Annotated in this window: 14 protein-coding genes; 7 read left to right on the top strand and 7 right to left on the bottom strand. The window is 64.6% G+C overall.

Annotated elements, in window-relative coordinates; translation table 11 throughout:
- Positions 1-137: 137 nt before the first annotated feature.
- The gene (locus tag C8J98_RS19020; RefSeq protein WP_158272761.1) at positions 138-7,196 is read left to right on the top strand and encodes a beta-1,3-glucanase family protein; all 7,059 of its coding nucleotides are present in this window, start codon (positions 138-140) and stop codon (positions 7,194-7,196) included.
- Positions 7,197-7,560: 364 nt separating this feature from the next.
- Complete coding sequence (locus C8J98_RS22115; RefSeq protein WP_158272760.1) at positions 7,561-7,698, top strand: hypothetical protein; 138 nt, start codon at positions 7,561-7,563, stop codon at positions 7,696-7,698.
- An 84-nt stretch (positions 7,699-7,782) separates the two neighbouring features.
- On the opposite strand, the gene yjgA is transcribed toward C8J98_RS22115, so the two are convergent.
- Together yjgA and C8J98_RS19010 are read right to left on the bottom strand one after the other, a co-directional pair.
- Positions 7,783-8,328, bottom strand: coding sequence for a ribosome biogenesis factor YjgA (gene yjgA / locus C8J98_RS19015; protein ID WP_107914951.1), 546 nt, complete (start codon positions 8,326-8,328; stop codon positions 7,783-7,785).
- A complete protein-coding gene (locus C8J98_RS19010; protein ID WP_107914949.1) occupies positions 8,325-8,573 on the bottom strand; it encodes a DUF1653 domain-containing protein in 249 nt (82 codons plus the stop codon). Before C8J98_RS19010 ends, yjgA begins: the two co-directional genes overlap by 4 nt.
- A 119-nt stretch (positions 8,574-8,692) precedes the next feature.
- Here C8J98_RS19010 and pmbA point away from each other — a divergent pair, with 119 nt between their 5' ends.
- Positions 8,693-10,045 carry a metalloprotease PmbA gene (pmbA, locus tag C8J98_RS19005; RefSeq protein ID WP_233260297.1) on the top strand — a complete coding sequence of 451 codons (1,353 nt, stop codon included), beginning with the start codon at positions 8,693-8,695 and terminating at the stop codon, positions 10,043-10,045.
- A gap of 105 nt (positions 10,046-10,150) precedes the next feature.
- Positions 10,151-10,558: a DUF4870 domain-containing protein gene (locus C8J98_RS19000; RefSeq protein ID WP_107914947.1), complete on the top strand. Its 408-nt coding sequence runs from the start codon at positions 10,151-10,153 to the stop codon at positions 10,556-10,558.
- A 716-nt stretch (positions 10,559-11,274) separates the two neighbouring features.
- On the opposite strand, the gene ispA is transcribed toward C8J98_RS19000, so the two are convergent.
- The 5 genes from ispA to C8J98_RS18975 are packed head-to-tail and all read right to left on the bottom strand — an operon-like array spanning position 11,275 to position 15,509.
- A complete protein-coding gene (gene ispA / locus C8J98_RS18995) occupies positions 11,275-12,177 on the bottom strand; it encodes a (2E,6E)-farnesyl diphosphate synthase (RefSeq protein ID WP_107915041.1) in 903 nt (300 codons plus the stop codon).
- Positions 12,161-12,421 carry an exodeoxyribonuclease VII small subunit gene (locus tag C8J98_RS18990; RefSeq protein WP_107914945.1) on the bottom strand — a complete coding sequence of 87 codons (261 nt, stop codon included), beginning with the start codon at positions 12,419-12,421 and terminating at the stop codon, positions 12,161-12,163. Before C8J98_RS18990 ends, ispA begins: the two co-directional genes overlap by 17 nt.
- A gap of 32 nt (positions 12,422-12,453) precedes the next feature.
- Positions 12,454-13,749 (bottom strand): tRNA lysidine(34) synthetase TilS, encoded by a 1,296-nt coding sequence (gene tilS, locus C8J98_RS18985; protein WP_107914943.1) that lies wholly within the window; start codon positions 13,747-13,749, stop codon positions 12,454-12,456.
- Positions 13,746-14,489, bottom strand: coding sequence for an NYN domain-containing protein (locus C8J98_RS18980; RefSeq protein WP_107914941.1), 744 nt, complete (start codon positions 14,487-14,489; stop codon positions 13,746-13,748). Before C8J98_RS18980 ends, tilS begins: the two co-directional genes overlap by 4 nt.
- Before the next feature lie 60 nt (positions 14,490-14,549).
- Entirely contained in the window at positions 14,550-15,509 is a 960-nt protein-coding gene (locus C8J98_RS18975) for an acetyl-CoA carboxylase carboxyltransferase subunit alpha (protein ID WP_107914939.1), read from the bottom strand.
- A 230-nt stretch (positions 15,510-15,739) separates the two neighbouring features.
- Between C8J98_RS18975 and C8J98_RS18970 the strand changes: the two genes are divergently transcribed.
- The 3 genes from C8J98_RS18970 to C8J98_RS18960 all read left to right on the top strand — a co-directional run bounded on the left by C8J98_RS18970 (position 15,740) and on the right by C8J98_RS18960 (position 17,928).
- Positions 15,740-16,342 (top strand): hypothetical protein, encoded by a 603-nt coding sequence (locus C8J98_RS18970; RefSeq protein ID WP_107914937.1) that lies wholly within the window; start codon positions 15,740-15,742, stop codon positions 16,340-16,342.
- Between the two features lie 44 nt (positions 16,343-16,386).
- Positions 16,387-17,121, top strand: coding sequence for a hypothetical protein (locus C8J98_RS18965; RefSeq protein WP_107914935.1), 735 nt, complete (start codon positions 16,387-16,389; stop codon positions 17,119-17,121).
- A gap of 75 nt (positions 17,122-17,196) precedes the next feature.
- Positions 17,197-17,928, top strand: a complete 732-nt coding sequence (locus C8J98_RS18960) for a hypothetical protein (RefSeq protein WP_146171678.1) — start codon at positions 17,197-17,199, stop codon at positions 17,926-17,928.
- Positions 17,929-17,944 lie beyond the last annotated feature (16 nt).

Below are 17,944 nucleotides of genomic sequence, written 5' to 3'. Positions count from 1 at the left end.
TGTTGCGAACGCGCTGTCCCTCAGCGGCTCTCACAGGGGACCCACACCCAATGACGACACACTCGATACTGCAACGCAGGGCGAACGGACGAGGGCGGCTGTCAAGCCTGCTCGCTGCCGTACTCCTTGGCGCCACGATGACCGCACAAGCGGTCACCAGCCTGGCGTCATCGGATCGCCAGGACATTAACCTCGGCGCACGACCCTGGAAGTACACCAAGCAGGCCGTGCAGAACCCGAACGACCCGGTGGTGTACGCACCACTACCCAACGGCGACGACGGTGCGAGCCCGACCTTCAACGACAGCGCATGGCTGACGGTCGGTATTCCCCACGCCGCCAACGATTTCACCACTTTCATCAATCAGGAGTCCGGCGGTGGCCAGGGCAGCCTGGACGGCGAGACCAGTTGGTATCGCGTCAAGCTCGATGACTCGGCGAAGTTTGCTGGCAAGAAAGTCATGGTCGAGTTCGAAGGCGCCCATACGGGTGACCGTGTTTACATCAACGGTCAATTCGTCCCCGGTACCGGCGTGCTCAATCAGCCGGGCCAGCCGGATGCGAACGCCACCCACGTGATCGGCTTCCTGCCGCATATCGTGGACCTGACGCCCTTCCTCCATTTCGATGGCACCGACGTACTGGCCGTGAAGGTCAGCCGCGGCGGTGGTGGCTTCTTCGAGGATCCCGGCTTCTCCGGTTCGTTCCGTTTCGGCCAGGCCGAGGCAGGCCTGTTCCGTCCGGTAAAGCTGCACGTGACCAACTTCGTGCACATTCCGGAGAACGTCTACGCGGGCCAGAGAACCTGGGGCACGTACGTCGGTACCAAGTCCCTCAGTGCCGATCACTCCACGGCGACGGTCGAAGTTCAGACCAACATTGCCAACGAGACCAACGCTCCCAAGACGGTCGAGCTGACCACGGAGATCGTCGACGCCAATGGCACGACGGTCGCATCCGACCATCAGATCAAGACGTTGCAGCCGAACTCCGTGCCGAACAACGAAGCGCCGATGTTCGACGCCTCCATCCAGGTGAGCAACCCGCACCTGTGGTATCCGAACAACAGCCTCAACGGCAAGCCGTACCTCTACAAGGTGTTCCACACGGTGAGTGTCGATGGCGTGGTGGTGGATGCGAAGCAGAGCACGCTCGGCATCCGCGTCATCACCTGGGACAAGGACTTCCCGTACGTCAACGGCTCCAAGCAGTACATGTGGGGCGGTTCGGGTCGCTATGACTATCCCGCGCTCGGCTCGTCGGTGCCCGAGGAACAGCAGTGGCGCGATCTTCAGCAGCTTGCCGCCGGCGGCGGCAACCTCTGGCGTCCGGGCCATTCACCGTCGAGCCCCGAGTTCGTCGAGGCCGCGGATGCGCTGGGCGTCTTCATCGTGCAGCCCAGCGGCGACGGCGAGAACGGCTTCGCCACTCCCTGCAAGGCGGGTGACCAGCAGTGCAACGACATGTGGACGATCAAGCGCGAGGTCCATCGCGACATCGTGATCCGCGATCGTAGCCACCCGTCGATCCTGGCGTGGGAGCACGACAACGGCGCCATGTCGACGCCGTTTGCCGTCGAGCTGCGCGCGCTGGCCCGTACCTGGGACAGCATCAACCCGCGTGCCGCCGCCGACCGCACTCCGGATGCCGCTAACGGTGACATCCTCAGCTGCTCGAAGGCCGGTTGCGAAACCTACCTGCACTCGAACGAGTTTCCGAACAAGCCCGCCTGGGGCGCGGAATACTGGGGTCCGGGTACGTTGCGCCATTCGTACGACTACGAACTGGCCTTCGCACTGAACTACCTCGTGCCTTACTCGCAGGCCCGCAAGGTCGGCACGTTCGGCATGGCCCAGTGGTACATGTCCGATACGCCGGGCGAAGTCATCGAGATGGTCGAAGGACTCGAAGACGCCACGCACTGGTCCTACCAGAAGAACCCGGACGGCAGCATCGCCACGCATGCGGACGGCAAGCCGATCAAGGGCTTCCGCCACAACGTGCGCGGCAACAACGCGTCGATGACCGACGCGAACCGCTTCCCGCGCATGCTGTATTACATCTATGAGTCCGTGTGGGTGCCGTACGAACTGCGCCCCGTGGTCAAGCTGGCCAACACCTGGAATCACACCGACGGTGCCGACATCCAGGTCAACGCCTTCAGCAACTGCCCGAAGGTTCGCCTGCTGGTGAACGGCATCCCGCAGGGTAGTGACCAGGTGCCGAATCCGTGGGAGACGATCGACGACGCGTCTTACGCCGCCGAAAACGGCCCCACTGACGAAATCACCGGCAAGATCGTCGGTTCCGACAAGGCGCAGGCCACCACGAAGTTGCCGGGCCAGGTGCACTGGAACCTCCCGTTCGTGAAAGGCACGGCGACGGCACAGTGCATCGACGCGCTGGGCAGCGTGCGTAATGGCGCCGATGGGCAGCCGGTGGCGGATACGCTCACCACCGCAGGCAAGGCCGATCACATCGAGCTAGATGTCGTGCCGAACGTGGTCAGGCCGGACGGCACCAGCTTCCAGGTCACGGCCAACGGTTCGGACGCCGCCTTCATCGTGGCCAAGGTGGTCGACGCGAATAACATCGTCGTGCCGGACGCCGCGCAGAAGGTCACCTTCGAGGTGACCAGCGGCGCGTCGATCGTGACGTACCAGGGTGGTACGCAGCAGTATGTCGATTACAGTGCCGGCGAAGTGCCAGACAACAATGGCGGCATTGCCGAGCCGATCCACAGCTACCACTCGCCGGGTTCGTCGGAACTGCAGTTCGAGGGTGGCCTGCAGAAGATCGCGCTTCGCTCGAAGTTCACGCCGGGCCAGGTCACCGTGACCGCTTCGGCCGCTGGCCTGATCGCGGGTTCCGCCACGTTCGCCATCGTCAACGTGCCGGCTCCGCCGAGTCCGTCGGGGGACGCGTCGATCATTGCCCCGCCGACCGAGCAGGACATCACCGAAGGCGACGTCGGGCACTTCTCCGTGACCGCTTCCGGCGCGCCGCCGCTGAGCTTCATCTGGAAGAAGAACGGCGTGGAAATCCCGGGTGCGACAGGCCCGAGCTACGTCACGCCCGTCGCGACGCGCGCCGATGACGGTGCGTCGTATACCGTGGTCGTGCATGGCCAAGGCGCTGACCAGGAGTCCAACCCTCCGGCACTCCTCAAGGTGTTCGCCTTCAGCGCGGTGGCCATTTCCACCCCTGCTACGGCGCAGAACGTCGACGCGGGTCAGCAGGCGCACTTCAAGGTCATTGCCTCGGGTTCGCCGACGCTCACCTACCAGTGGATGAAGGGCGACTCGGCCATTCCGGGTGCGAACGACCCCACCTACGACACGCCGACGCTGACGACGGCCGACAGCAACGTCGACTACACGGTTGTTGTCAGCAACTTCGGCAGCTCCGCGAAGTCGGCGGCACACCTGACCGTGAACCAGCCGCGTCCGCCGGTCTTCACGGGCACGCTGGCCGACATTCGTGCGAACCCGGGTCAGCCGGCGACGTTCGATGTGACCACCCTGGTGGCCGGCACCTCGCCGTTCCATTACAAGTGGTCGATCGGCGGCGTGGCGGTCGGTGACGACCAGCCGACGCTTACCATCCCGTCCGTGCAGCAGGGCGATATCGGTACGTATACGGTCACGGTGACGAATATCACTGGCGTCGTAGCGACCACGACCGCGAAGCTCACCCTGGCTCCGCCGGGAGCGAACCTCGCCCGCGAGAAGACGACGCTTTCGTCGTTGGTGGAAAACGTGCAGGGCACCGCCGCATGGCAGGCCGTGGACGGCGACGAGACCACCCGCTGGGGCTCGAAGGTCGGTGACGACAACGGGTACATCACGGTCGATCTCGGCTCGTCGCGCACGTTCAATCGTGTCGTGCTGAAGTGGGAGAACGCCCACGCCAGCGAGTACAAGATCCAGTACTCGGACGATCCGAACACGGGCTTCCAGGACGCATACCACACCGACACCAGCCTCGGCGGCACGGAGGATTTCACCTTCGACCACCCGGTGAAGGGTCGCTACGTGCGCATGCAGGGCATCCACCGCGCCACGGACTACGGCTACTCGCTGTATGAGTTCGAGGTGTACAACTCGGCGGGTTGCTGCGCCGTCACGGACCGCTACACGTCCGCGACCGGTTCGAACCTGGTGACGGATAACCTCAGTGGCCTGCAGTGGGACCGCGTGCAGCGCGGCTTCACCGACCAGGGCGCGCAGTTCACGCAGTCGGTTGCCATCCAGGAATGCGCGAAGGACGGCATGCGCCTTCCGACGGTCGACGAAGCGCTGGCCATCAGCGGCCAGAGCTACTCGAGCGAAGCGTTCCCGGGTGCATGGAATACGTGGACGGAGGGACAGGATCCGACCGATTCGACCTTTGCCTTCCAGGTGAGCTCGCTGGGTGATATCCGTCGCGAAGTGGCGGAGAACAACCCGGGTCACGTGCTCTGCGTGAAGGGCACGAAGGTGGTCGCTCCGACGATTACCGCACAGCCCGCCAACCAGACCGCCGGCGTGGGTCGCTCGGCACCGTTCGCCGTCACGGCGACGGGTGTCGGTCCGCTCAGCTACGACTGGTACACCGTGACCAAGGACGCGAACGACCAGGACGTGCTCACGTTCGTGTCGAGCACGACCGACGGCAAGTACGCCACGCGGGCCCTCACGGCCGCCCAGAACGGCACCGTCTACCGCGTCAATGTCGTCAGTGCGCAAGGCCTCACCACCGCCAGCAACAACGTGTTGTTGACGGTCGACAACTCCGGCGCCGGTATCGATCCACCGACGTGGGCAGGTCCCGTCACGCAGCCGGACAATGGCGGTGGCAACGACAACGGTGGCGGTAATCCGCCCAGCCCGGGTACGCCGGGTGATGGCAAGGGTGGCGTGAACATCGCCAAGGGTGCGACCGCGTCGTCGTCCTACGACACCGAGCGTCCGGACCTCAGCCCGTCCGCTGCCATCGATGGCGACTTCAACAGCCGTTGGGGTTCCATCCAGAAGCAGGATCCTGTCGACCTGATCGTGGACTTCGGCACGCCGAAGAGCTTCGACCACGTAATCATGCGCTGGGAGAATGCTTCGTCCGCCCAGTACACCATCGACATCTCCGACGATGGCAAGGCATGGCATACGGTGGTGGGTCCGCTCGTCGGCAAGGGCGGCGTGGATACGCAGACCTTCCCGGTGCAGACTTCACGCTTCGTCCGTATGAACAGCCTGAAGCGCAACACCGACTACGGCGTCTCGATGTTCGAGTTCGAGGTGTATGCCGCTACGGCCCCGACCCCGACCCCGACCATCGTCGGCCAGCCGCAGTCGCAGAGCGTGACAGCTGGACAGGCGGTGAACTTCACCGTGGGCGTCAAGGCCAACGGTACGGTCGGTTACCAGTGGCGCCGCAACAGTGCGTCGATCGCCGGTGCCACCCAGGCCGCCCTGGGCTTCACGGCCGCTGTCGCCGATGCAGGCAGCTACGACGTGGTCGTCACCGACACGGCGGGGCGCACCGCCATGAGCCAGCCTGCGACACTCACCGTGCAGCAGCCGGCCGCTCCGCAACAGCCGGTGTCGGGCACGAGCAATCTCGCCCTGAACCGTCCGGTGGTCGCTTCGGATTCGGAGAATCCGGTCGCGTTCAAGCCGGGCAACGTCAACGACGGCGATGCAGGCACGCGTTGGTCGTCCGGTTTCACCGATGACCAGTGGATCGAAGTGGATCTCGGTTCGGTCAAGCAGGTGAACAAGGTCGTGCTCAACTGGGAGAACGCGCACGCCACGGCGTATGCGATCGAAGTGTCCACCGACCACTCCACCTGGCAGACGGCGGATGCGAATCCGGCGAGCACCGGTGGCGTGGAAACGCGCACGTTCACGCCGGTCTCGGCACAGTACGTCCGCATGCACGGCATCAAGCGCAGCACGCAGTACGGTTACTCGCTGTGGGAACTCGAGGTCTACGGTACGGACGGTGGCACGACGCCGCCGACCCAGCCGACCAACCCGGGTTCGAACGATCCGTCGCAGGGCTTCGATTACTCGGTGTATCCGGGCTTCATCGGCACCCAGCTGCGCAATACGACCGCTGGCAAGTGGACCGACGACAAGGTGTACGTCGCGGTGATCGGTCGCGATCCGAAGACGAACGTGTTCTCGTGGGTCAAGCCCGATGGCACGATCGCTCCGCTCAAGGTCGAGGACAATGACGGTACCGGTCACCTGACCAAGAACGGCCAGAACTATCCGAACTACTTCTTCACGCTGGCGCAGTCCAAGCTGCTCCTGCTGCCGAAGCTGGATTCGGGTCGCATCTTCGTCTCGGTCGGTGAACCGATGTACATCAAGGTGCTCAAGGCCGCCGACGATTCGATCGGCTTCGCAGGTCCCAACCCGCTCAACGGCACCGATCCGAACATCGGCGTCTATTACGACTGGTACGAGTTCACCTGGAACGACAACGCCATCTTCATCAACACGACGCAGGTGGACCAGTTCTCCATCCCGCTCGCGCTCGATGTGTTCGGCGGCAACAAGACCCGTCACGTGTCGTCCGGCATCACGCAGACGCGCGCGCAGATCTTCGCGCAGTACAACCAGGAGGTTCCGGCCGAGTTTGCGCTGACCCAGACCGATCCGGTCCGGATCCTCGCACCGGGCAAGGATGCGTTCGATGTCGGCAAGCCGCAGGAGCATTACTTCGACAGCTACATCGACCAGTCGTGGACGTACTACGAAGGTCACGTGCTGGAGATGACCATCGGCAACAAGCAGTTCGAGGGTACGGTGGTCAACGGTGTACTGACCTTCCGTCACACGAACTGGGCCGACACGCACGAGGCGGACGAGCCGCAAGGCATGCTCTTCAACGTGCAGAAGCCGACCACGCAGGACGTGCTGGAAGGCAAGGGCAACCTCGCTCGCTCCAGCGACCCGTGGGGTGTGGAAGGCCAGCTGGAGGCGCAGATCTGCGCAGCGTTCAACCGCCACGTGATGGAAGACACCACGCAGTGGAAGGATGCTTCCTCGTTCTACCTGCAGTCGCCGGCGAACTACTACTCGCGCTTCTGGCACCTGCACGGCGTGAACGGCAAGGCCTACGGCTTCGCGTACGACGATGTATCCGACCAGAGCTCGACGTTGATCGAGACCCAGCCGGAACATCTCGAACTCGGGATCGGTTGGTAAGAGGTTGAGGTACGACAGGGGCGGGGAGGTTTTCCTCCGCCCCTCTTAAAAGGAGAGCCCGGCTTACGCCGGGCTTTTTCTTTATGTGGGGGAAGGCTCCGCTTCGCCATCGCACTTGCGCGGGGGCACTGAGGAAGGGGAGCCGCCGTGGCAGCACGACCGTTGTAGGAGCCGATTCATCGGCGATAGCCGGGTTGCCTCATGTCCGGAAGTAACCGAACACCGTCCGCGGACAGGCATGGACTGGGAAGGTGAGTGACGCAAACCGCACAGGAATGCGCCTTGCAGGCGATTTTCGCAGTTGGCACGCACGATGCAACCGTAACTACGACCCCACTTCAAACATCGCTAAAGGACAACGACCATGAAATTCGAAACCGCCATGCTGCAGACCTTCTTCGCCGCCGGTGTGCTGACCTGCCTGCTGATGCTGGGCGCCTTCGTCGCTTCGCCCGCGACTCACGTGAGTTCCGCTGCCGCGTTTGTTGTTGCCGTTCGCTAAAACATGTGGGAGCCGCTTCAGCGGCGATGGATGGTGCTTGCGGCAAACTGGCCGGGTGCCGCGGGATCGCCGATGAATCGGCTCCTACACGTCTTCCGATGAGCCGGCTTCGAGTTCCTTGATGATGCGGTATAGCTCACGGAACGCATGCAGCGGCTTGCTCGCTTCGCGTTCGGCCTTGGCCTGGCGAACAAGCGAGCGCAGGTGCTGGCGATCGAGGTTCGGGTATTCGTCGAACAGTTCGCCCAGGGCGACGTCGCCGCCGTCCATCAACTTTTCGCGGCGTGCTTCCAGGCGATGCATGTGCGCGGCTTCCTGGCGCTGGCGGTCGCGGTCTTCGCCGAGTGCCGCACGGGCGTCGGTGAAGGCCTCGTCGCCATGCCGACGCATCTGCTTGGCGAGGAAGGCCAGCTGGCGCTTGTGGGCGATGTGTGCGGTGACCTTACGGGTGCGGCCGATCTCGTCCACGATGTCTTCGGGCAGCTTCAGCTTGGGAATGCGGCTGGGCGGCAGTTCGACCAGTTGCTTGGCCAGCTTGAGCATGTCCAGGGCATTGCGGCGCAGTTCGCTGCGGCTGGGGCCGAAGTCTTCTTCATCGTCCTTATTCGGGCGATCGTCGTAGGGCTTCATGGCTGGTTCTCCGGCATGGCGAAAAGGTCGGTGGCTTCACCTTCGAAGGTGAAGCGGGGTTGCGTGCGGCCGTCGCGCTCGACGGTCTCGGCGAACATGGCGGCGGAGCGGACCCACACGCCGTGGTCGCCGTAGAGGGCCTGGTAAACCACGAGTTCTTCCATGGTTTCGCTGTCCCGGGCGGTGCCCAGCACGCGATAGGCCATGCCCTTGAAGTGGCGGTAGAAACCGACACGGATGCTCATATGTGTTCCATGGCACCATGCGCGGTGCGTTGCTTTTTAATCGGGTGACGCGACCCCATCTGGATGGGACTGGCCGCGTGCGGCCCTCCATTCTAACCGCCAGCCCCCGGGAAGCCCACGTGAGCCTCGTTTCCACCGTCGACAACAGCCAGCAGGACCTCGATCGCCTCGCCACCCTGGCGGAGGACACCATCCGCCGCGCCCGCGCCGCCGGCGCGACCCAGGCGGAGGTTTCCGCCAGTGTGGATGTCGGCCTGAACGTGAATGTCCGCCTGGGTGAGGTCGAAACCGTCGAGCACACACGTGACCGCGGCTTTGCCCTCACCGTGTATTTCGGCCAGCACAAGGGCTCGGCGAGCACCGCCGACCTCAATCCGGACTCGATCCAGGCCACGATCGACCAGGCCTGCGCCATCGCCCGGTTCACCGAGGACGACCCGGCGTCCGGCCTGGCCGACGCCGATCGCATGGCCACGACTTTCCCGGACCTCGACCTCTGGCACCCGTGGGACCTCGACGTGGACCGGGCGATCGCCCTCGGCCAGGAAATCGAGGACGCCGGTCGCGCCATCGGCGGTATCACCAATTCCGACGGTTCCAGCGTGAGCGCGGGGCAGAGCCTGTCCGTCTACGCTAATTCTCATGGCTTCCTCGGCCGGGAGCGCGGGACGCGGCATTCGTTGTCGGTCGCCCTGATCGCCGGCGACGACGATGACGGCATGCAGCGTGACTACTGGTACGACAGCCAGCGCAGCGCGGCCGATTTCATGGATCCCGCCGCGATCGGCCGGAAAGCCGCCGAGCGCACGCTGGCGCGCCTGAATGCGCGTCGCCTCGGCACGCGCCAGGCACCGGTGCTTTTCGCCCCCGAGATATCGCGCTCACTGATCGGCCATCTGCTCGGCGCGGTGAGTGGTGGATCGCTGTATCGACGTTCCAGCTTCCTCCTCGATCACGTAGGCAAGCAGATCTTGCCATCGTGGTTCCGCATCGATGAGAAACCGCTCATTCCGCGGGGCATGGGATCGTCCGTATTCGATGCCGAGGGCGTAGCCACGATCGACGCGCCGCTCGTCGTCGATGGCGTGCTTGCGCGTTACATCCTGGGCAGTTACTCGGCCCGCAAGCTCGGCCTGACCTCCACCGGCAACGCGGGTGGCGTGCACAACCTGCTGGTGAAGACCGGCGACGACGACTTCGCCGGCATGCTGCGCAAGCTCGGTACGGGCCTGCTGGTCACCGAGGTGATGGGGCAGGGCGTGTCGATCATCACGGGTGACTATTCGCGTGGTGCGTCGGGCTTCTGGGTAGAGAACGGCGAGATTGCCTACCCGGTCGAAGAGATCACGATCGCGGCCAACCTGCGCGACATGTACGCCAACCTTGTCGCCGTGGGTAACGATATCGACCGTCGCTCGCACATCCTCACCGGCTCGTGGCTGATCGAGAAGATGACGATCGCGGGCGAATAATCGGGCCGCGCCGCCCCTCCCGGGGCGGTATGTGCCGGAAGGACGGCTTGACACGTCCCCTGCGCTCTCCGACAGTGGGCCCGACATCGCCACCGGAGTCGCACCATGAGTACGCCGTCCGATCAGATTCCGCCGTCACCACCCCCGCCGCCCCCGCCGCCGTATGAGCCGGTCCCGCCGGTCTACCAAGGGAACGACGACAAGAACCTCGCGATGCTCACGCATCTTTCGGGAATCCTCTTCAGCATCATCGTTCCGTTGATCGTATGGCTGATCAACAAGGACAAGGCTGACAAGGCCTATCTGATCACCGAGTCCAAGGAAGCCCTGAACTTTCAGATTACTGTCCTCCTCGGATACGTGATCTGCTGGATCCTCACGATCATCCTGATCGGCGCCTTCCTGCATATTTTGCTGTGGATCCTCAACATCGCCTTCTGCATCATTGCCGCGGTGAAGGTCAGTCAGACAGGCAGCTACCGCTATCCGTTCGCGCTGCGGCTGATCAGCTGAGATATCGCGACATGAATACGAGAAGCCCGCGAAAGCGGGCTTTTTCATGGCTCATCGCGGAATTCCGGGGACGCCGAAGGCGGCGGACGTGGCGGCGCAGAGCCTTCGGTGCCCACCCTCGCTGCTCAGACAGTCCTCCGCGCTCGGTGACGTAGCAGCGCAGAGCCTTCGGTGCCCACCCTCGCTGCTCAGACAGTCCTCCGCGTTTCGTGCCGGAAAGGCCGCTGCGCGGCCCGTGTTCTTATTGGCCTGCGGCCGCTCCACTTGTGCGGAACTCGCCTCGAGGGTGGGCACCGAAGGCTCTCCCGAGCCCTGAGGTTCGCGTGGGTCGAGCCAAAGCGCGCGGCGGCATCGTCGGCCGGCACGCTGGCGCAGGAGCGACGGACGTGATCGGCAACCGGGTGCCAGCAATCGCTTCCGCATCTCCCTGGTGTTCCGGGACGGCCATGCCAACGGCTCTCATCCCACTCAACCGTATCGTCGTGAGAGACCTTGGTGTCCACCCTCGAGGCGAGTTCCGCACAAGTGAGCGGCCGTAGGCCAAATAGGCACATGGGCCGCGAAGCGGCCTTCCGCACCGAGCGCGGAGGACTGTCTGAGCAGCGAGGGTGGGCACCAAGGTCTCCCTCGCGAGACGCCCAAGTGTAGAGAGCGACGGCGAAGCCGAGCCCGCGGAGCCGAAGGCGAGCCATGCGCGAGGTGCGAGGAGCTTGCGTTCAGTGAGCGCGTTGCGCCGAATAGCGCGCCAGGTCGGCGAGGTACTCGCCACGCGGGCCCAGCGGTTCGATCGCCTCGAGGGCATCGTTGACCAGGGTGTCGAGGCGTTCGCGCGAGGCGGGCAGGCCGATGATGGATGGGAAGGTGGGTTTGTCCGCGGCGGCGTCCTTGCCGGCGGTCTTGCCGATCACGGCGGACTCGCCTTCCACATCGAGGATGTCGTCGCGTACCTGGAAGGCCAGGCCTACCGCGTGGCCGTACCGGTCCAGGCGGGCCAGCAGGTCGGAATCGGTGCAACCCGCCGCCAGGGCGCCGAGGCGTACCGAGGCGCGAATCAGGGCGCCGGTCTTGTAGGCGTGCATGCGCTCGAGTTCGACCAGCGACAGCTTCTGGCCCACGGCGGAGAGGTCGAAGGCCTGGCCACCGGCCATGCCTTCCGCCCCGCACGCGGCGCCGAGGGCGCGCAGCATGGCAATGCGTGCGTTCGGATCGTCGTCATCGCCATGGGGCGTGGACAGGATCTCGAAGGCCAGCGCCTGCAGGGCGTCGCCGGCAAGAATGGCCATGGCCTCGCCATACACGATATGACAGGTCGGCTGGCCTCGGCGTAGCGCATCGTCGTCCATCGCCGGCAGGTCGTCGTGCACCAGCGAATACGCGTGGATGATCTCGACCGCGCAGGCCGGTGCATCGAGGATGCTGTCATCGCGTCCAAGGGCATGCCCCGCGCCATAGACCAGCAGCGGGCGCAGGCGCTTGCCACCGCCGAGCACGGCGTAGCGCATGGCACCATGCAGTTCCACGGGAGGAAGGTCGCCGCCGGGCAACGCGCGCGCAAGCGCTTCGTCCGCCCGGCCGACCAGCGCCTTCAGCGGCGCCGGCAGGTCAGTCGATGTGGGAATCAAAGGGTTCGGCGGTCTCGGGGGCTTCGGGATCGAGCAGCAGGCGCACGCGCAGTTCCGCTTGCTCCAGCGCCGTCTGGCAGTGCCGGTAAAGGCCGATGCCGCGCTCGAACGACTTGAGCGATTCGTCCAGACTCAATTCACCGCCTTCCATGCGCGTGACCAGTTGCTCGAGTTCGTCGAGCGAGTGCTCGAATTCGGCAATGGATGACGCGGGTGCAGCAGGGGCGGGAGACTTCGGCATGCCCGCAAAATTAGCTCACATGGCCTTTTTGATCAATCGGAAACGCTGCGCCGCCATGCCGGAAGCGTGCCTGCGCCGTCGAAAAGTGCCTTGCCGCGATCGCTCAGCCAGCGGTCGGCCACGGCGATCAGGCTGCCGTTCTCGCATAGCAGGGGCATGCGTGGGCGCCGCCAGGGCGGTACCGCCCCTTCCTGGAAGAGATCGCGCAGTTCCTTGGTGATGTGGTTGCCGGCGGTGCGTATGCGATCGCCGGCTCGGCGATAGCGCACCGTGAGCGGTTCCGCCAGCCGGGTGTCGCCCAGGGTGAGGACGCCCCCGCCAGGCAGCGCCAGTGGCTCGCCATGCCAGGTCGCCGACCACGTCTCATCGAATGGCTGGCAGCGGGACATGGCCCACAGCCGTCCCTTCCACACGCGGACCTCGGTGTCCTGCCAGCCGACCAGCGGCAGGCGCTCCACCGAGGCCTCGCGGACCTGTCGCTCCAGTACATCGCGCTGCGCCGTGGTGGGTGCGCTCAGTCCCATGGCATGTAGCCAGTGATCGAGCAGGGGCGCGCGCCAGGCCGGACGCAGGTCGAGCCATCCGCGGGCATCGAGGGTGTTTTCGTCGCGGCGCAGGTCGTCGAGTGCGTCGATCCAGCCCTCGCGCAGACCGTCCGCCGCCTCACGGCACAGGCGGGCGCTATGCGTGATGCTGACAGCCGCCTGCGGCCATTGGTCCATGAGCGCGGGAATGACGGTGGCGCGCAGGTACCCACGCGCGATGCGGGGGTCGTCGTTGGAGGGATCGTGCAGGGTGGAAAGGCCGTTCGCAGCGATGTGATCGAGCAGGGCGGCACGCGGGAGATCGAGCAGCGGCCGCCAAAGCATGCCGGCGGCAAGCGGGCGTATCGCCTTCATGCCTGCCAGGCCCTCCGGCCCGGCACCCCGCATGAGCTTGAGCAGCACGGTTTCCATCTGGTCGTCGCGATGATGGGCAAGCACGACGTATTCGCCGGGCTTGAGCGCGGACGCGAATGCGTCATGCCGAGCACGCCTCGCCGCGGCTTCGATGCCTTCGCCGCGCGTGAGGTCCACCGTCACACGCACGACGTCGATAGGCACGCCGAGCGAATCGCACAGGCGCCGGCAATGCACGGCCCACGTGGCGCTGTCGGCATGCAGTCCGTGATCGATGTGGAGCGCGCGCAACGGCGGCCTCGGCATCTGGCCGGCGAGTGCGTGCAGCAGCGCGGTGGAATCGGGCCCGCCGCTGAAGGCGACGACCAGCGGCGCGCCCGGCACGTCGTCGAGTGCACGGGCGAGGTGATCGGTCAGCGAGGTGCTCATTTGCCTTTGGCGCGAAGGCGCACGAACAGGTGACGGGCATTGCCCAGCTGGCGTTCCTCGACCTCGAACAGGCCGATGCCGTTGATCAATCCGCTCAGTTTCGAGTACCCGTAATTGCGCGAATCGAACTCGGGCGAGCGCTTGTTGATGATGCTGCCGATGGCGCCGAGGCTGGCCCATCCGTTCTCGTCGGAGCCGGCGTCGATGGCGTTGCGGATCAGGTTCACCAGCTTGGTGTCGCCGCGCAGTTCATGCGCCGAGCGCTGCACGGGTTGCTCGGACGCCTCGCTCTCAACCGTGCCGACGAGCACTTCGGTGTAGACGAATTTATCGCAGGCAGAGACGAACGGCTTGGGCGTCTTCTGCTCGCCGAACCCATAGACCATGAGGCCGGCCTCGCGGATCCGCGACGCCAGGCGCGTGAAGTCGCTGTCGCTGGAGACGATGCAGAAACCGTCGAAACGGTTGGAGTAAAGCAGATCCATCGCGTCGATGATCATCGCCGAGTCGGTAGCGTTCTTGCCCGAGGTATAGGCGAACTGCTGGATCGGCTGGATGGAATGATCGAGCAACGCCGTCTTCCACCCGTTGAGGTGGGGCCCGGTCCAGTCGCCGTAGATGCGCTTCACGTGCGCGGTGCCGTACTTGGCGACTTCGGCGAGCAGGCCGTCGACGATCGCGGGTCGGGCGTTGTCCGCGTCGATGAGGACGGCGAGTTTATCGGTGACGTCGTTGGCCATGGTTCAATCCGCGGGCGGGGCATGGAAGGCCGATGTTACCCCGCGCGGTGTGACGGCGGCTCAGCCCTCGATAAAGGCGCCGTAACCACGCAGGCGCTGGTAGCGCTTTTCCAGCAGCTGGTCGACGCCGAGCTTTTCCAGCTCGTCGAGCTCGTTGAGCAGCACGGCCTTGAGGCGAATCGCCATCGACTGGGCATTGCGGTGCGCGCCGCCCAGCGGCTCACGCACGATCTTGTCGATCAGCCCGTTTTCGAGCAGGCGCGGAGCGGTGAGACCCATGACCTCGGCGGCATCCTTGGCCTTGTCGGCGCTCTTCCACAGAATGGACGCGCAGCCTTCGGGGGTAATGACCGAGTAGGTGGAGTACTGAAGCATCAGCGTACGGTCGCCCACGCCGATGGCCAGCGCGCCGCCGGAACCGCCTTCACCGGTGACGGTGCAGATGATCGGCACGCGCAGTTCGGCCATCTCCAGCAGGTTCCGCGCGATGGCCTCGGACTGGCCGCGCTCTTCGGCGTTGATCCCGGGCCACGCACCGGCGGTATCGATAAAGGTAAACACCGGGATGCCGAAGCGCTCGGCCATCTTGAACAGGCGAAGCGCCTTGCGATAGCCCTCGGGACGCGGCATGCCGAAGTTGCGCTTCACCTTGGTCTTGGTGTCGCGACCCTTCTGGTGGCCGACGATCATGATCGAGCGACCGTTGATACGGGCGAGACCGCCGACGATCGCCTGGTCGTCGGCGAACATGCGATCGCCCTTGAGCTCGTGGAATTCCTCGCACATGGCCTGGATGTAATCCAGCGTGTACGGGCGCGCCGGGTGGCGCGAAACCTGACTCACCTGCCAGGGCGTGAGGTTGCGGAAGATCTCGGCGGTCTTGATCTTCAGCTTTTCACGCAGCCGGCCCACTTCTTCGTCGATGTTGAATGCCTGCCCGCTGCTGGCATGGCGAAGCTCTTCGATCTTCGCTTCCAGCTCGGCAATGGGTTGTTCGAAATCGAGGAAGTTGGGATTCATGGAATAGGGTGCATCCGGGCAAGACCGCTGATTATACCTAGTGGGGCGCGGCGCGGTGTGCGCAAGGGTACGGATGCCCGGTCTGCCTCGTAAGTCGTTGAGCGCATTGCCCTGTGGGTGAGATTTGGGCGAAATCCGTGTAGGGCAATAGCCCGGCGCGCCCAAGGGCTCGCTCGTGCCTGACCCGGCCATGCTCCAATCGCCGAACCCACAAACATCAAGGAATGATGATGCTCAAACCTCTCCCCGCCCTCGCGCTGGTGTCCCTTCTCACCTTTGCCGGTGCCGGCATGGTGTTCGCCGGAAATTCCGGTGCCGCGCCATCGCTGCCAGGCTGTCATGGCGGCAGCGCCACGGGCGATGCCTGCCTTCTGTCGTTGAAGAACGGTCATTTCGACGACAGGGCGCTGTCGTCCTGGGAACGCGTTGGCCTGCCGGGCCACGGCACGGACGCTGAGGGTAATACCTATGCCGCCCTGCCGTTGGGCAGCAGCATCCAGCAAGCGGTCTACGCACATACCCCGCAGGGCAGCGCGGAAGCGGTTTATACCTTGCGCTTTCAGATCCGCGCCGAGCATGCCCCGGCCCAGGTGCGCGCCACCCTGTCCATGAGCACCGGCCAGCGGACCGACCTGATCCCTCTTGGGCACGTCACCAGCATGGCCCTGACCGATCAATGGAGCACCGTGGAGCTGAGCGTGCAGGGCCGCCCCTATGCCGCTCCCGCGCACGTGCTCGTGGCGATCGACAACGAAGGCGGCACACTCGCCACCGTGCAGGTGGACGACGTCGTACTGATCGAAAGTGCCGGAACGGAGGTGTTCCGCCGCTGAGACGCAGGACCAGGGAAGTCCGTTATTTCAACCAAGGAGAAACCATGAACAAGAAGAATGTATTGCTTTGTTCCGGCGCGCTTGCGCTGGCGCTTCAGGCTGGGGCAGTGCAGGCCGGTCCGGCACCGCTGGCAAGTGCTGCCGACGAGCCCTCGCGTCTCGCCGTTGGTTTTCAGACCCTGCTGGAACTGAGTCAGGCACTGCGTAACTGGACGCTACCTAAGCCTCGCGGCATGGTCGTCTGCGCGGACAGCTGGAGCCAGGATCTGTGTCGTGTGGGACTGGGCAACGGCGATTTCGAGGATCCGAACGATCCGGAAACGCTCAGCGGGTGGTCGCTCAAGGAAGGCAGGTATTCGCCCGCGCCTTACTTAGGCAGCACACCCACGTCGCGTGTGCTGGCATTGCAAGGACAGGGTGCCGAGGCTGTGACCGGCGCATTTCTTCCCCTCGGTTCGACCATTTCGAGCGCACCGCAGAATACATACACGGTCAAGCTGCGCGCCCGTGGGTCCGGCCCGCTACCGGCCGATGTCGATGTTGCCCTGTTCGTCGGCTCAGAAGCGTCGGAGTCCGTGCGCGAACTGGCCAGCGTCTCGCGCACGGTCGGCTGGGATTGGGAAAACATCGACTTCAAGGTCGACGGTATCTCCAGTCCGGCGCCCGCCGTCCTTCTGGTGGGAATCAAGCGTCGGGACAACAACACTCCCACCATGCTCCAGGTCGACGACGTGCGCATCGTGCGTACTCGCCTGGGAGTCACGCCGCCAGCCGAGTAAACGCCGGACGGTCTTGCCCACTGCACCGTCCGTGGCGGGCAAGACCACCGCCCGATCTGTAACGAAAGGACATGTATGAAACATGGAACGTTTACCCGAGGCGCACTCATGGTGGCCTGCCTGGCTGCACTGTCCCCGGTCGCCGCCGCCGAAGACTTTGATGCCGTGTCCTGCGAGGCCGGGCGTGAGAAGAGTCACTACGGCGGTCATACCTACTGCCGCGTCACGGTCCCGAATGGTGACTTTACCGGCGCGCCGCCGACGCTCGGCACGGAAAACGGAGACTACAAGCATCCCTGGGAGTCGTCGTTCAGCTGGTGGAAAATCACACCGCGACGCGACCATCGCATCGGCGATCACCTGAAGCCGTGGGGCTTCTACGGCGACGGGACGCCGTCCTACGCGACGGGCATCGACGCGACACCGGGCGTTGTCCTGAACAAGCCCGGCGATTCCATCTTCCAGTGGATCGACGTGCCGAACCATGACGGCACGCAGAGCTCCGTTTCGTTCTACACGCTGCGCGTGACCTACGCGGCGTACAAGTCGGCTGGCCCTGCCAGCATCGGCATGAAGGTCATCGTTGCCGACGACAAGGGGGAAAAGCTATCGGAGGTTTTCGACGATACGAAGGCGGGGTCACTCTCCGTCCCCGCCGCCTTTGAGACGACCGTGACCCTTCCTCCCGGCACGCCGGTCACCCAGTTGGGCGTAGCCATTGGCAAGAAAGGTGACGCGTCGCCCGTGATCATCAAGGAAGTGGCCCTCGTTGAAAGGACGGATCCTTACGGCCCCATCGACTTTTGATGGACTCCTCGTCCCG

The organism is Luteibacter sp. OK325, from assembly GCF_003050935.1.
Lineage (GTDB): Bacteria > Pseudomonadota > Gammaproteobacteria > Xanthomonadales > Rhodanobacteraceae > Luteibacter.
Note: the sequence above shows the minus strand (reverse complement) of the source record. Positions and strands in the feature narration are given on the sequence as shown.